The sequence below is a fragment of the Paenibacillus ihuae genome, assembly GCF_001368795.1.
Lineage (GTDB): Bacteria > Bacillota > Bacilli > Paenibacillales > Paenibacillaceae > Paenibacillus_AQ > Paenibacillus_AQ ihuae.
Window position 1 is genome coordinate 968,424 of record NZ_LN831198.1, and the last position, 15,139, is coordinate 983,562.

12 protein-coding genes and 1 riboswitch are annotated in these 15,139 nt (G+C 51.0%); of the genes, 4 read left to right on the forward strand and 8 right to left on the reverse strand.

Annotated features, from left to right (window positions below):
* Positions 1-3,695 (forward strand): AAA family ATPase (locus AQR02_RS04300; RefSeq protein ID WP_159067690.1); only part of this gene is annotated, 3,695 nt, incomplete at its 5' end.
* A gap of 14 nt (positions 3,696-3,709) precedes the next feature.
* On the opposite strand, the gene AQR02_RS04305 is transcribed toward AQR02_RS04300, so the two are convergent.
* Together AQR02_RS04305 and AQR02_RS04310 are read right to left on the reverse strand one after the other, a co-directional pair.
* Entirely contained in the window at positions 3,710-4,060 is a 351-nt protein-coding gene (locus tag AQR02_RS04305; protein WP_054939531.1) for a response regulator, read from the reverse strand.
* A gap of 29 nt (positions 4,061-4,089) precedes the next feature.
* Positions 4,090-5,295 (reverse strand): sugar efflux transporter, encoded by a 1,206-nt coding sequence (locus AQR02_RS04310; RefSeq protein ID WP_054939532.1) that lies wholly within the window; start codon positions 5,293-5,295, stop codon positions 4,090-4,092.
* Between the two features lie 134 nt (positions 5,296-5,429).
* Here AQR02_RS04310 and AQR02_RS04315 point away from each other — a divergent pair, with 134 nt between their 5' ends.
* The 3 genes from AQR02_RS04315 (at position 5,430) to AQR02_RS04325 (ending at position 10,765) form a co-directional block, all read left to right on the forward strand.
* Positions 5,430-6,320, forward strand: coding sequence for a helix-turn-helix domain-containing protein (locus tag AQR02_RS04315; protein ID WP_245237112.1), 891 nt, complete (start codon positions 5,430-5,432; stop codon positions 6,318-6,320).
* A 116-nt stretch (positions 6,321-6,436) separates the two neighbouring features.
* Entirely contained in the window at positions 6,437-9,259 is a 2,823-nt protein-coding gene (locus AQR02_RS04320; protein ID WP_054939534.1) for a glycoside hydrolase family 3 protein, read from the forward strand.
* 1,065 nt (positions 9,260-10,324) lie between these two features.
* Positions 10,325-10,765 (forward strand): DUF5680 domain-containing protein, encoded by a 441-nt coding sequence (locus tag AQR02_RS04325; protein ID WP_054939535.1) that lies wholly within the window; start codon positions 10,325-10,327, stop codon positions 10,763-10,765.
* Between the two features lie 612 nt (positions 10,766-11,377).
* On the opposite strand, the gene AQR02_RS04335 is transcribed toward AQR02_RS04325, so the two are convergent.
* The 6 genes from AQR02_RS04335 to AQR02_RS04350 form a co-directional block, all read right to left on the reverse strand.
* The gene (locus tag AQR02_RS04335; protein ID WP_054939537.1) at positions 11,378-11,749 is read right to left on the reverse strand and encodes a hypothetical protein; all 372 of its coding nucleotides are present in this window, start codon (positions 11,747-11,749) and stop codon (positions 11,378-11,380) included.
* 77 nt (positions 11,750-11,826) lie between these two features.
* Entirely contained in the window at positions 11,827-12,072 is a 246-nt protein-coding gene (locus AQR02_RS35450) for a helix-turn-helix domain-containing protein (protein ID WP_082451629.1), read from the reverse strand.
* A gap of 247 nt (positions 12,073-12,319) precedes the next feature.
* Positions 12,320-12,823, reverse strand: coding sequence for a stalk domain-containing protein (locus tag AQR02_RS04340; RefSeq protein WP_054939538.1), 504 nt, complete (start codon positions 12,821-12,823; stop codon positions 12,320-12,322).
* Positions 12,824-12,921: 98 nt separating this feature from the next.
* Positions 12,922-13,980 (reverse strand): sensor histidine kinase, encoded by a 1,059-nt coding sequence (locus AQR02_RS04345; protein ID WP_054939539.1) that lies wholly within the window; start codon positions 13,978-13,980, stop codon positions 12,922-12,924.
* On the reverse strand, positions 13,977-14,234 hold the full coding sequence (locus tag AQR02_RS35290) for a winged helix-turn-helix domain-containing protein (RefSeq protein WP_342447438.1): 258 nt from the start codon (positions 14,232-14,234) through the stop codon (positions 13,977-13,979). Before AQR02_RS35290 ends, AQR02_RS04345 begins: the two co-directional genes overlap by 4 nt.
* A complete protein-coding gene (locus tag AQR02_RS04350) occupies positions 14,215-14,700 on the reverse strand; it encodes a response regulator (protein WP_148449061.1) in 486 nt (161 codons plus the stop codon). The genes AQR02_RS35290 and AQR02_RS04350 overlap by 20 nt, the downstream gene beginning before the upstream one ends.
* Positions 14,701-15,007: 307 nt before the next feature.
* Positions 15,008-15,117, forward strand: a riboswitch (guanidine-I (ykkC/yxkD leader).
* The last annotated feature ends 22 nt before the right edge of the window (positions 15,118-15,139 follow it).

Consider the following 15,139-nt stretch of genomic DNA (forward strand, 5'->3'; position numbering starts at 1 on the left):
GTGCCGGCAGCGGCAAAACCTCGCTTATTGGCGAGCTTCAGCTTTCATTCACCCGTGAAGGCGGCACGTTTATTACGGGAAAATGTGACTATATGAATCACGTGATTCCGTTCGCGCCTATACTGCAGGCTCTCCGCCGGCTGCTTCGGCAAACCTGGAGCGAAGCTCCGGACAAAGTGGAGCAGTTAAAAGTCCGGCTGCTGGATGCTCTGGGCCAGGGCGCAGGAATCATCACTGAAATATTACCGGAAGCCGTGCGGCTGCTCGGTACCATCCCTTTGGCTGAACCTCTTCCTCCTGCGGAGTCTGCGCTCCGTTTTCGCAGGCTGCTGCCGACGTTTATCGGTATGTTTGCCGGCGAAGACCAGCCGCTCGTGTTATTCCTGGATGATCTGCAATGGGCTGACCCGGATACACAGGATTTCCTGAGAGTCTTTGCAGAGGATGAAGTGACGAGCGGTATAGCGGTGATTGGATCATTTCGTTCAGAAACGCTGGAGGAGCGGCTGGACAGCGGTGATCAGAATGGGGCCTCTGCAGCCTGGCTTGAGCAGATGCTGGCAATGCAGCACAAACCATCTTCGCCGCGTGTCCATCATATTGCGCTGGAGCCCCTGACTTACGTGGATGTCAGACAATTCCTCTCTGATATCTTTGAAGAGAACACGGCACGAGTCCGGATGCTCGCCGAACTGCTGTACCACCGCACGGGCGGGGACCCGCTCTACATACACCGGCTGCTGGACAGCCTTCACCGCGAGCGATGTCTATTTTTTGATGAAGCGCGGGGGAGCTGGGAGTGGGACATAACGGCGATTACCGCCTTGCCGGAAGCGCCCGGGCTTCTCCAATTAATCGAACAGCGCATCCGGCTGCTTCCCGGAGATACCGTCGGCCTTCTGGGAATAGCAGCGGCGCTCGGATACAGCTTCCGTGTATCGGATATTGCTTCAATGAGCGGGTATTCTTTGGAAGATACACTGGTGCTGCTGCAGCCTGCCGAGCTGGAAAGCCTGATCAGCCGGGAGGAGAGTTCCCCGGACATAGAAGCGGGCGGACTGGTCTATTCCTTTCTGCATGACCGGATTCAGCAAGCCGCTTATGGTATTGTGCCAGAGGAGGAGCAGGCCGGCCTGCATCTGGCTATCGGACGCAGCATGAGCCGCAGTACGGACAAACAGGCATACTCGGTTTTTGACCGGGTGTATCACCTCAATCTGGGCTCCCCCAAGATGGATGACCGTGTAGAGCGCAGAGCGCTTGCCGAGCTGAATCTTCAGGCCGGCCTGAAGTCGAAAGCGACTACAGCGTTTGCTGCCGCATTATATTTTCTGGAGACAGGGCTGCATCTCCTGGGCGACGAAGAGGCGGTTCCCGGCTCTCTGCCCTACAGGCTGATGCTGGAATTGCCGGAATGTGAATATATCTGCGGGTATACAGAGCGTGCGGCGGCGCTGCTCGACCGGCTGATGGGGCTCACCGGAGACCTGCTCGAACGTTCCAATATCTACCGTATCCGGATTGCTATGTATGCTTATCTGAAAAAAGACGAGCTGGCTGTAAAAGTCGGGCGTAAGGCGCTCGCGGAATTCGGCTGGAAGCTGCCGCTCAGACCTTCCCATGCGGCCATTTTAAAGGAAGTGACGCTGACTCAAACGGCCCTGTACCGCAAGCGTGATCAGCTTCCAGCGCTTCCGGTGAACCGCGATCCCCACTACAAAGCTTTATCTGACCTTATAATGGCCATTGCCAGCTCCGTATTTACGGTAAGTCTGGAGCTGTCGGCGGTGCTCTTTTCCAGATTCGTCCGCTATGGGCTGAAGGCCGGTAACAATGAAGCCTTTGCCTATATTCTTGCCGGCTACGGGCTGGTGATTCTGCGCAATAAAATGTCCCTTTATCAAAAAGGGAAGCTGTACATTGAAACGGCCAGCCAGCTGTCCGCTCCTTTTGATAGTGCAGATTTGTCGTGCCGCCTCGATTATATCCGCGGGCTGGCCCGGCTGCAGCAGAATCCGCAGGAAGCGGGAGATTATTTCCGGCAGTCGGTCCAGCATGGCATGGAGGCGGCCAATCTGTCTTTTGTCAGTATTGCGATGCTGACCTCCACCGTTAATCACACGGGAAGTCTGCATTCATTATCCAGGATGATTATGGAGTATGAGATTCTCTCACGAAAGCTTGTGGATGAGGTTACGCTCAGCATTTTCCGGATTGCAAAAGAATATATTGCCCGGATGCAGGGAGATACCGGCCCTAGTATGGCAGCGACTCTTCCAGTTCAGAACAATAGCCGTTCCGAGGAAAGCCTGAATAATGAAATCTACTATATCTGTACCTGTGAAACGGAGCTGGCTTATCTGGAAGGGAGATACCGGGATGCGCTTATCTGGGTGGCTCAAGGCCGCTTCAACACCTTCCGGCAAACCCGGATGCAGGTGCGCAAACAGCATATTTACCATGCTTTGACGCTTGCCGCCCTTTATCCGGACGCCTTGCCGGAGGAGCGCAGCAGCTTCCGCCGGCAGCTTAACAAACAGCTGGACTCCCTGAAACGCTGGACCGGATATTTCGGACGGGATTCATCCGCCTGCCTGCTGATTAAGGCTGAAATCGAGCGGATTGACGGAAAACGGACGGCGGCAGCTAAAAACTATGAACTGGCCATTGCAACAGCACGGAGGGAAGGCAACGGCATGATGGAGGGAATCGCCTGCGAACGCTCTTCACATTTTTACAGAGCGGCTGGAAGTGTGGCCGGAGCAGACGGGTTTTTGGCTGATGCATGTCGTGCCTATTCCCTTTGGGGGGCCGAAGGCAAGGTACAGCTGCTGAAGGAGCGCTATCCTGATCTGTCCTTACCGTCTTTGCTGAAGGAGGGGGAGCAGGCGGCAGCCGAAACGGCTACAGCAATCATTGATAGAGAAGCTGTGCCGGAACAGCGCAAAGATGCGCCGAACCGGTTCGACGGGTGGCCTGAGCCGATAGATCGCCTGGATCGAATCAGCAGCTTCCTGGAGTCGGCCGTCCGGTATTCGGGAGCAGTACAGGGATATGTGCTGAATAGCGACGGCAAGAATTTCACTGTAGCTGCACAGAGCGGAAACCTGGAGACACGGGTGCGGGAGGAAGGCACGGTATTCGCGGAGTCTGTTGTGCGTTATGTCGTTAAGACCACTGAGCCGGTGCTGCTTGCCGATGGCGGGCGCAGTTCCTTTGCCGCTGATCCCCACATCCGGAAGCATCCGGTGCTGTCGGTATTGTGCATGCCGATTCTTTTTCCGGGAGAGGCCATGACTTCTGTGCTCTACCTGGAGAATGACCTGATTACCGGAGTGTTCACGCTGGATGGGCAGAACGTGCTGGATTTCATGATCGCCCGCATGGTGTACCTGCATTCGCTGCAGAGTGTAGGGCCGCAGGGGAATACCGATGAACATGAGCTTGAGCATGAGCATGAAGCTGGCGGACCTGTGGAGCGCGCGGAGGATACGCTGGTTGATTCACTTACCTACCGGGAAAAGGAGATCTTATATTCCTTATCAGACGGATTGTCCAACAAGGAGATTGCCGAACGGTTCGGAATTACGGAGGGAACCGTGAAGAGTCATGTGTTCCGGCTGTACGGCAAGCTCGGCGTCAAACGCCGCGCCCAGGCTATTGCCCGCGCGCGGGAGCTGCAGCTGCTGGATTAACCGGATAGCTTCGTCTATCCGGCAGCGGCCACCCGCAGCAGGACATTCTCCAGTTCATCTGTATCAATGGGCTTCAGCAGAGAATCTATCCCTCCCCGGCAAAAAGCATCCAGCACAAAGGCATGGCTGCTGGTAACAATGATCCTGCTGTGAGGGTAGGTTTCCTCCGGGAGCAGGGACTCACTGAGCATCAGCAGCTTGGCGTCGGTCACAATAATATCCGGTTCATGCGCTGCGATCAGCTGGATCGCTCCCTGATCACAGTTGGCCTCCAGAATGTCTTCATTATTAAAAGACAGCTTCTTCAGCACCGGCTTCAGTGAATCGCGTACATGCGCTTTATCGTCGATAAGTATGATTTTCATAATAAGATTCCTCCTGTCTGGATAGGCCGTCAATCTGTGGCTTGCCGCTGCGGCAAGCGCTGGGGAAGTGCCAAGAGGCCAAAGGAGATGACCGCCAGCAGCAGACAAGCCCAGTAGGCATGACGGTAGCCGACCCATTGCGCCGCCGCTCCGCCCGCGAGGCTTCCGAATAGTCTGCCGAGGGTAGTAGCGTTGGTATAGAGGGTGGAGGCATAGCCGGGAAGATCCGGCAGCAGATCCTGAATATAGCTGATCCCGATCGCTGAAATTACAGCTACGAAGAAAGCCAGCAGCACCTGCCCGGCGATAATCTGCCACAGCTCTGTTGAAGACAGCACCAGTACATAATAGGCTCCACCGAGAACAATTCCCCAGATCATCAGCAGACGATTGGAATATTTGGCTGACAGAACGCCGAGTACAAGCATGAAGGGGATTTCCAGCAGGGCGCATATACTGGATACCGAAGCTACATTCTCTGTACTGCCGCCTAAAGTATTAATAATAAACAGCGAGATATTCAGATTGTTCAGCCAGTGTCCGGCATAGAGCAGCGTCAGCACGAGAAACGGAATAAGCACCCGCGGATTCTGATGCAGCTTAAGCTGCAGCTTGGGCTTGGCTCGTACAGAGCCGGCAGCTGCCGGTGCCGGCCGTTTCAAGAAGAAAAGCATCAGCACCGCGTTGATGACAAAAATCAGGGTGGTTCCGGTGAAGATACCCCGAAACCCGAACCGGCTGAGCAGAACCGCACCGATCAGCGGTCCGGTGATGAAGCCCAGAGAGAACATGGAACGGAGCGTGGAATTGGCAAAAGCATGATCGGTGCTGCGGCTGGCATTGACCGCTTCCCGCGCACTGGCGAAAAATTGCGGCATGGCAGGCGCACCGATTGCGGTGAATACAGTCATATAGATCAGCAGCAGATAAAATTCATGGATAAATAAATACCCGGAAAAAGCCAGGGCGTTAAAGAACATGGCCGTGACCATGAGTCTCTTCCGGTTCATTCCGGTGTCGGAACGTTTGGCAATCAGGGAGCTGATCCAGACGCCACTAATCAGGGTGACGGCGGTGAAGATGCCGAAGACTCCGGCAGATACCCCTAACTTAGTGGTGAAGTAGACTGCGAGAAACGGGGAGCTGATGGAAATGGCCATCCCCTGCAGGATCATGCAAATGATAAACGCGGTATAGCCTGGAATGCTGAAAAGCTGGCGGATGCGAATTGACATTGACGTAAACAATCTCCTTCGGAATTCTTTGCGGTATTCTCTTTGATTTGGTTATAGTATAGTTATTTACTTAAGATTAGTGAATGTTTTATCTGATTACAAACCTCTACTATTTGGCTGGGAAGGTGACAATTGTGGACTTGAGGCTGCATGCCTGCGCGTATTCCTTTCATACACTTCCGTTCAAATCGACCTTTAGACCGCCGCCGTTTTATCTGTTCCGGCTGCAGGTGGTGGGGAGCTGCCGGGCGCTTGTTGGCGGGAAGATGTGTCTGATTGAGCCGGGAGATTTGCTCATCTACCGTCCCGGAGAGCCGTATCAACTGTCTGTAGAGGAGATTGAAGGGAAGATTGAAAGCGGTGATTACTATCTGCTCTGTGAAGGCTCGTGGATCGAGTCCTGGTGGAAAGCCCAGCCGCGGCAGACACAGCAGCGAATCCATCTGGATGCCGGGATGCTGTCATTGTGGCAGCAGCTCGGCCTTGAGCAGCACCGGATTGTGCAGCAGAATCCCGAGCTGATCCGCCATCTGCTCTGTGCACTCTGCTTATCGCTTGACCGCCTGCCGGTTGAAGTGGTTTCCCGGCAGGACTCCCCCGGGCGCTCCAATGAGCTGATCATGCGGATGAAGCGGTATATCAACGAGAATGCACTGCTGCCGCTGCGGGTTGAGGATGTCGCGAAATTCGCCGGGCTGAGCGTCTCGCGGGCGGTTCATCTGTTCAAAGAGAAGACCGGTTATACCATTATCCAATACACACAGGAAATCCGTCTGTCCAACGCCCTGGAGCGCATCCGCTATACGGATTTAAGCCTGGAGAGTATTGCCGGCAATTGCGGATTCGGGACCTATTCGTATTTTCATAAGGTATTCAAGGCGAGATATGGAATGACACCCAAAGAAATCCGCAGCCGCCTGCTGGAGAGTGAACCGGAAGGTGACTATGTCATTACGAGCGGAAAAGAAATTAAGCTGACCGGCCTGTCCCTCGATGCCCTGAAGTTCCTCAAAACAGAACCCTAAATCTCTAATTTTGCACTGATTTTTATGTCAATTGTTCTGGTGTTTCTGAAAGCGGTTATCTTTTATGATGAAATAGGATGAAACCGTTATCATAAAGACCGAAGGAGTGACTATGAATGGAAACCGCTACATATCCTTTTCAGCAGACAGACTTGCCGCTAAATGAGCGTGTGCAGGATCTGCTGTCGAGATTGACTTTGGAAGAGAAAGTAAGCCTGATGCCGCAATATCAAGCGGAAATTGAGCGTTTGGGCGTAGGCGCCTATAAGCATGGTACAGAAGGAGCGCACGGCATCTCCTGGCTGGGTAAAGCCACCTCATTCCCGCAGCCGAGCGGTTTGGCCTGCACCTGGAACCCGGAGCTGATGAAGCAAATCGGTTCAGCCATCGGCGACGAAGCCAGAGCGTTCTATAAAAAGAATCCGACTGTCAACGGACTGACCCTCTGGGCGCCGACAGTGGATATGGAACGCGATCCGCGCTGGGGCCGTACAGAAGAAGCCTACGGAGAAGACCCGGAACTGACCGGACGGCTCAGCACCTCGCTGGTGCAGGGAATTCAAGGCGATCATCCGGTATATTTGAAAGCGGTAGCAACGCTGAAGCATTTCCTCGGCAACAACAATGAAATAAACCGCGGGGTGGACTCATCCAGCATTGATCCGCGCAATATGCGCGAATATTATCTGGAAGCCTTTAAGCCTGCCTTCAAGGAAGGCGGCGCCCAGTCGATGATGACCGCCTACAATTCGGTCAACGGTGTGCCGGTTATCCTGCATCCGGCGGTTATGGATGTGGTGAAGGGCGAATGGGAGATGGACGGATTTATTGTAAGTGATGCCGGCGATTTGTTCGGGATTGTGAAGGACCATAAATATTACGAGTCCTTTGCCCAGTCCATGGCGGAGTCCATTAAAAACGGGATCGACAGCGTGACTGAAGAAACGGCTGAGACGATCAAGGTGATTCATGAGGCGCTGGCTGAAGGACTGCTGGCGGAAGCGGATCTGGACCGTGCGCTATTCAATACTTTCCGTGTACGTTTCCGTCTCGGTGAATTTGACCCCGAGGAAGGTAATCCTTATGCATCTATCGACGACTCTGTCATTCTCTGCAAAGAACATAGCGAGTTGTCGCTCGAAGCGGCTAAGCAATCCATCGTCCTGCTCAAGAATGAGAATGCTGCACTTCCGCTGAACCCGCAGGAGCTGTCCAAAGTAGCTGTAATCGGACCGCTCGGAGATGAAGCCTTCAGAGACTGGTATTCCGGCACCTTGGCCTACGGGGTCACTCCGCTGCAGGGTGTAACCAAGAAGCTGGCCGGCAAGCAGGTGACGTTTGAAAGCGGCGATGACCGGATCATTCTGACTTCAGCAGCCAGCGGCCAAGCTGTAGGAATGACCGGAGAAGACGGCAGACTGGCTGTGCTGCATGATGTGCCGGAGCGCGGAGAATTGTTCCGCCATACCGCCTGGGGCTGGACCGCCCATACCCTTGAAGCGACAAGCTGCGGGCAATATGTGACGCTGAACGACGCAAACACCTTAACGGCTTCCGCTGATGAAATCTACGGCTGGTATGTGAAGGAATCGCTGAACCTTGTGTCGGAAGAAGACGGAACGGTAAGCTTGCGGACATGGAATGACCAACCGATTATTGTTTCCGAAGACGGCACACTCCGTGCCAGTGAGCCAGAGGGCGATGCTAAGGCGTATGCCTTCCGCAAAAACATCGTTGTGAACGGAGTAGAAGCCGCGGTTGAAGCGGCGAAGGCAGCCGAGGTTGCGGTCGTATTCGTCGGAAATCATCCGCTGCTGAACGGTAAGGAAGAGATCGACAGACCGGATATCGTGCTGCCGGCAGAGCAGGAGAATCTGGTAAAGGCTGTTTATGCAGCCAATCCGAACACGGTTGTCGTTATTGTCGGCAGCTACCCGATTACCTCCACTTGGATCGATAAGCATATCCCGGCGGTGCTGTATACTTCCCACAGCGGTCAAGAGCTGGGCAACGCAGTGGCCGATGTGCTGTTCGGCGGTTACAGCCCGTCCGGCAAGCTGAATATGACCTGGTACCGTTCGGTCGACCAGCTTCCTCCGCTGATGGACTACGATATTATCAAAGGCAAAAGAACGTACATGTACTTTGACGGAGAACCGCTGTACCCGTTCGGCCATGGCCTGAGCTACGCACAGGTTACTTATAAGCAACTGACGCTTGCGGCTGAAGAGCTGCAGCAGAACGATACCATCAGCTTGAGCGTCGAGCTTGAGAACAGCGGCAGCGTGGACAGCGATGAAGTTGTTCAACTGTATGTGCAGTCCTTGTCCACCCGGATCAGACGCCCGCTGAAGCAGCTGAAAGGCTTTGAGAAAATCCGTCTTGGCGCTGGCGAATCGCAGACGGTTGTGTTCTCTCTGCCGGTAGGTGAACTGGTGTTCTGGGATGTAACCCGTGAACAATACTGTGTGGAAGACGGAGAATACAACATCCTGGTCGGCCGTTCCTCCGGTGACATTCAACTGTCCGCCAAGATTAGAGTGCATGGCGATATTGTGCCGGCCCGCAATCTGTATGTTTCTGTGAAGGCAGAGAACTACGACGATTATGAAGGTGTCTATCTGGATGAATGCAAAGCAGGCGGTGCTTCTGTTCATCCGGTTCAGGACGGAGCCTGGATCGCGTTCAATAATGTGCAGTTTGCTGACGGAGCGGCAGCTTTCGAGGCGCTTGTCTCGTCCGTGGGCGGCGGCAGCATTGAGGTCAGAACCGGCAGTCCGTCGGGCAAGCTTGCGGCAACCCTTGAGGTGCCGGCAGGCGGAGGGCTGCAGGAATGGCACACCCTGTCGGCTGTAGCCGGAGTCGATGCCGGTACAACCGATGTATTCCTGCTCTTTGCAGGCGAGGTATTGCTCAGCCGCTTCCAGTTTACACTGTAAATCCTGGCTGCGAAGCTTAATGAAACACGTACGGCCCCGTCATTTCTGGTAATCAGAAATGGCGGGGCTTTTTTACTGGTTTAAAGATTCATTTAAGAATATACATTTAAGGAAAAGTGGTAGAGAGGAATTTATGTCAAAAGAAAATAGAGTTTTAGTAATGAGGAAATGAAGTGTTAGACTGACGATGATTCATTAAGTAAGCGAGCAGTATAGTGTGGTGAAATCAGAACGTACTATTAGGATAAATTATATTAATAATTCCTTAGAAAATGTTAAGATGATTGACGGGATATTGTACATATTCAATATACTATGGAGGTTTTAATATTGGGAGAAATAGTTACAGGTTATACCTGAACCTGATATATTATTAGGATGCATTGAAATAAAATTCGGATCAATTTACTATAATTTTAATACACAAAATCAACAAAACTTAGGTTTATTAATCGTGAATCGAAGTTGGAACGATTTTTTGAGTTATCCTCCGACAACAATAATTATAAGAAAAATATGCCTTGAAGTTATGGAGTATTTTGATAGTACGGAAGCTATTTACCTTTCTGATATGTCGTTATCACGGAGGTTTGGCTCCCCAGCTAATAAAGTCGAAGACATTTATAAAGAGTTTGAGGAGTATATAGAGACTGATGGATATTTTATTCAGAAAAGGTAGTCATTTTTTATACTTAAACATGTAAGATATTTAGCTAACACTATAAGTTAGTTTGGAAAAAATAGATAGAGCGGTTTGCCGGGTGGCAGCTGCTCTATTTTACGTTAAGCTAACTGGGAACGCTAGTTTAATAAACCAGCGACAGTCTAGGAATTTATTTCGTCCTTTGCTGTCGCTGTTCAATTTCTTAAGACAGTCTAGAACTTATTTATGAAGTCGGACGGTACGACAACTTGAAAAGCTTGCGTGGAATAAAGAAGTCCAGTCTAATATTTTTTTATCTGCTGACATTTTGAGCCTTAACATTAGGGACAAAAGTCATATTTATCCAGGAACATGTGTTCTAAAATAGAGGGGTGACTAATAATTCCGGGGAGATGGTAGGTATGGTGGAATTGATTGATTTTTTGCTGGAGGCTAAGAAAGCAACTTATGCAGGAGAGGGTCCGGAGCTGTCCCCGTCCCGCCCGTCATCCCATGATTTGGAGTTTACACGCGGGAATCTTCAGTACATCGATACTTATCTTGGGTCAGAAAAGTTTGCCGGAGAAGAAGCCTTGTGGGAGAATGACAAGCCGCTATGGGCCATGAATTATGCGGGCCGTGTTACCGCTGAAGGATTCAGTGGTGATTTCCTTAAGGAGGCTTTACTGCATGTGCCGGGTGATCAACCATTTCGCGGGCCAGAGCATTATAGTGATGGACATTTCACTTACACCTGCACTGTGAACGGGGATTTTGGCTGGTTCAGCGGTGTTGAAGAAATCCGGGCGGGCGGCATGAAGGTGTATGAATGTATGTTTCATGGCGGCTGGATTAAGCAATAAATTCATGTCCAAAATATTAAAACCGCCAAGCTGCATGGAATGCGGCCTGGCGGTTGTGTTATAGTGCAGAAGTTAATTGATGCTTCCGGCTCGCTTAGCCTGCTTGGCATGCAGCACTTCATTGCGAATCGTGCTATCGGCTGTGCAATTATCATTTCAATCCAGAACGCTACACCGAAATTTCTAGGCCAGGTACGAAGAAAGTTTTTGAAGGGTTCCATGCTTATTTGCTTCGTACCCGTCCAAGTTCCTCGTTTCAGTCCTACAATCATGGGAGCAATAGTGTTAACTGAAAATGAGCGAAACAATCAATAGGAAGAGAAGACACTTCAGTTTGTTTCTTGGTAACTTGTTTCTTGCAGCATGCTTGTCATCTCCAAAACTTGGATTCAGATGGAAGACGTTCTCGTAGATGATATTTCACAACATCGCACAAAAAAACGCAAGACCCGGTTCAGATGGTCATGCGTCATCGCTACATACTGATATATTTATCTTAACATTTTTTCCGGATAGAAAGTCAAGGCCTAAAGTTTAGGAACTTATGAATGAGCTCTTCGAAAAAAAACCGACCGTTTAGAGTGCAGCCTGAGAGGTTAGCTACTGCCCGGGTTAATCCCCGCCACCGCCGCCACCGGAATCTCCGCCGCCACCGCCAGAATCTCCGCCACCGCCGCCGGAATCTCCACCGCCGCTGTCCCAGCCTCCGTGCCCGCCATGCCCGTGATCATGTGCGCCGCTCCAGCTGCTCCCGCCGTGGTTATGGCTGTGATGTCCGTGATGTCCGCTATTTTTGCTGTGATCATCATTATGATTGTTGTCACCGGTGAATAAATTCGGGTTCGCACCCGTATAGAAGTAATTGTCGGCAGAGTCACTTTTGCGCCCGTACCGATTTCTTCTGCGGCCTCTTCCATTATCACGTACAATGGCCTGCACAATGATATACGCAACCACACCAATAAAAATAATGCCTATGCCCAAGTAGGTATCGCTCCTTTTAGGAAATAGTGTGAGGAAATCTCATATTAATCATACCATAATTTTCAAGTTGTGTGTCTCTAAAGAAGATTCCCCTTCTTCTGCCTGTACCGCCTTGGCGTCTTCCCCGTATATTTCTTTAACACCTTGGTTAAATAATTCTGATCGTTAAAATGCAGCCGGGTAGCGATAAGAGTGATACCTGGCAGCTTCATCAGCCGTTTGGCTTCCTCAATCCGCTCCCGCTGAATATAGTCGCTTACGGCCAGACCGGTTTCTTTTTTGAACAGCTGTGAGAGATAGCTGGCATTCAGTCCGGAGAGCAGGTGGAGCTGGAAGCCTGGGGGTAAGGATTATGCTGGAGGCTGGAAGCAACTAAGGGTTGCTTTCTGTCCTTTGATTTGCTTCCGTAAAGCCATCCCAAAATACTGAATACAGTCTATATCTAAGTATATACGCAGAGCAGCGATTCTCCAGTAACGGGAGAATCGCTGCTCTTATGATGGTTGTAAGAATGAAGAGAACTATGACCGTTCATAGAAAATCCACTTTTGGGATATCCCGTTCTATGGCTTACATAGACTTCATCATAAAGGGAGCAAGTAAGTACATATTAACGAATTCCTTTGTTACGTAGGTGATTCCGCCCATGTTCATGGGGGCGTGTGCCAGCATTCTTTTATCCATTCCGATCATAACATCCTTCGAATTTAACATCACCTTAACCATGTATCTGTCATTCATCGTCTCGTTGGTTTTGTCAGCCATATCCATATCCATACTCTGCGTCATTCCCATGTAGGTCATGGTGATCGACTGGTCGGCACCGTTCCAAGTGAGTGTGTAGCCCAGCGTTTCAGCAAGCAGCCGAAGGGGGACATAAGCCATACCGTTCATCATCATCATACCGTTATGCTTGCTGTTATCCATCATCTTCGAGTCCATCATCATGCTGGAATCCTTGTTGGAGTTCATCCCGGAGTCCATGGGCTTGGTGCTATCCGCTTGAGCGATGCCCGGGAGTATAAGGGCGAGGGATAGTGTGGATATTGCAGCTGCCTTTTTGAGTGGATTCATCAGTGTTGCCTCCTTAAGTTGATTTGTTCTTCGGACTTAACAATACCGGAGGGCTCTTAAGAAAGGCTAACGCAATTCTTACAGAAAGATTAACAAACTCATAACATTCGAGTTTTCGGCACGGTGAGCCAGAAGCGGCTTCCTTTTCCTTCCTGGCTGACCACCCCAACCTCACCGCCGTGGCGTTGTACGATGGATTTAACAATCGCCAGTCCGAGTCCTGCAGTTCCACCGCCTTCCCGGGTCCGTGACGGATCATCCCGGTAAAACCGCTCAAATATCCGGCTATGGGAGGCCTCCGCTATCCCCGGCCCTTGATCAGCGATGGATAACTCCACGTAAGCATTGGCACATTCTTTAGCTTCAAGTACAATCGTCGAAGCATCCGGAGAGAAACGAATCGCATTCTGCAGCAAATTGCCAAGCGCTCTTTTGATCTCAAAGGAATCCACCCAAACGGCCCCAAGCTCTTCCGGTACCCGGACGTCGACCTCGATATGCTTTTCGCTAAGGTGCAGATAATGGCTCTGAAGCACCTCTAAAATTAGGCTGTCCACTGCGGCTGACTGCTGCTTAAGCTCAACTACTTCAGCATCCAGGCGGGATAAACTGAATAATTCATCAATTAAAGCACTCAGCCTACGGGTTTCGAGCCGTATCGTTTGCAGGTAACGGTCATAGGTCACCGGATCCTGAATCACGTCATCCTGCAGCGCTTCTACAAATGACTGGATGGAAGCCATTGGTGTCCGCAGATCATGCGAAATGTTCGCAATCAGCTCTGAACGGGCTTCCTCAGATGCATGCAGCCGGTCGAACAGACCGCGCAGCCTGCTTGACATTTGGTTGAACTGGGCAGCCAGCTGCTGGAATTCCTGTGGTCCTATACGGGGAACGTCGATATTGAAATCCCCGCTCGCCACCCGCTCCGTTTCCCCTGCCAGCACCCTGATCCATCTCGCGAGCGGACGGGTCAGAAGAGCATGGATGATCAAAGACACGCAAGCCGCTCCTACTGTGATGCCAGTAATGAGCATGTATTCATTCCAGGTCAGCAGCATATATCGGTAAATAATAGACACACTTACAAGAATTACAGCGATACTTACCCCGTTCAGCAGCAATAAATAGGAACGCAACCGCAGTTTCAGCTTCATGTTACTTCCCGTCCTTCAAATTTATATCCAATTCCCCAGACGGTTTTGATATATTCGGGCTCTGAGGGGTTGGCTTCGATCTTTTCGCGCAGACGCCGAATATGAACAGTAACTGTTGTCGTATCTCCGTAATAGTCGACGTCCCACACTTTATTTAGCAGTTGGCTTCGGGAGAAGACCTGCTCCGGATGTGTGGACAGCAGCGTAAGCAGCTCAAATTCTTTCACGGTTAAATCAATCCGGACGTTGTTCACTTCGACACATCTGCTGGGCAGATGGATGAGCAACCCCGGGAATTGAATAGTTTCTTTCGGGGCGGGGACCGGTGGGAGGATCCTGCGGCTGTGTGCCTGACAAGCGAAGCCGTCGTAGGATCGCCTTCACCCGCAAGACCAATTCCCTCGGGCTGAACGGCTTGATCATATAATCGTCGGCACCCATGGTCAGCCCGATGATACGGTCGCCTTCCTCCCCGCGCGCGGTCAGCAATATAACCGGAACGTCATGATTATTACGTATTTCCTCACAGACCTGGAAGCCGCTTTTTTTGGGCATCATGACATCAAGAATGACCAGGTCTGGGACATCTTCTTGCCATATTTGCAGGGCTTCTTCCCCATCTACCGCTGTCAGTACTTCGTAACCTTCGCGTTCCAAATACCGTGTACAAACATCTCGTATATTTGATTCATCATCTGCGATTAATATCTTAATGGTCATGCGGAATCCTCCATTCCTTCCTCCACTGCTACTGCCTTGTAGCGATTATACCGCAAGGTGCCGAATAGAGTTCTTACAAAACTATTAATTCAGACAGGAAGGATGACTCACGGCTTGGAGATGGGGAATGCCCAAAAGAATACAGCATGGTGTGAGAATGATATTATCCAAAATTGCAGATCCTTTTACTCCAACTGAAAAAACCACATGATCCTGAATTCATTCAAGACAAGGCACTTTTTGCCGGTTAAAAGCTAAGGGTTGCTTTCTGTCCTGTGATTTGCTAACATACGATGTAACTTAATCAGGTTTGGTTTTCTAGGGTTCCGCGGCGGGATAGGGCCGGTCTGGTCCGAGGGAAAACGCACGGATGCCAGATGCTCCGTGTCTTCACGGAGGGACAAAAGCCCGGGAGGTATCGTCAATGATGACGATGGCC